Source organism: Nocardioides malaquae (assembly GCF_015070385.1).
GTDB lineage: Bacteria > Actinomycetota > Actinomycetes > Propionibacteriales > Nocardioidaceae > Nocardioides > Nocardioides malaquae.
Genome location: NZ_JADCSA010000524.1, coordinates 1 through 264, shown reverse-complemented (window position 1 = coordinate 264; position 264 = coordinate 1). Strand labels below are relative to the sequence as shown.

At 55.7% G+C, this 264-nt stretch carries 1 pseudogene; it reads left to right on the top strand.

The features are described 5' to 3' along the window. Positions 1-16: 16 nt before the first annotated feature. Positions 17-264, top strand: a pseudogene (locus IEQ44_RS16020) (GTPase ObgE); the annotation flags it as partial.

The following is a 264-nucleotide window of genomic DNA, read 5'->3' as shown; positions in this document are numbered from 1 at the left end:
TGGCGGTAATGGTTGCGTGAGCTTCCGCCGCGAAAAGTATATTCCGAAAGGCGGCCCGGATGGCGGCGACGGCGGTGATGGTGGTGACGTATGGATGGAAGCCGACGAGAACCTGAACACGCTTATCGATTATCGTTTTGAAAAATCTTTCCGTGCAGAGCGCGGTCAGAATGGCGCAAGCCGCGACTGTACCGGTAAGCGCGGTAAAGACGTGACGATTAAAGTGCCGGTAGGTACGCGTGTAATCGACCAGGGTACTGGTGA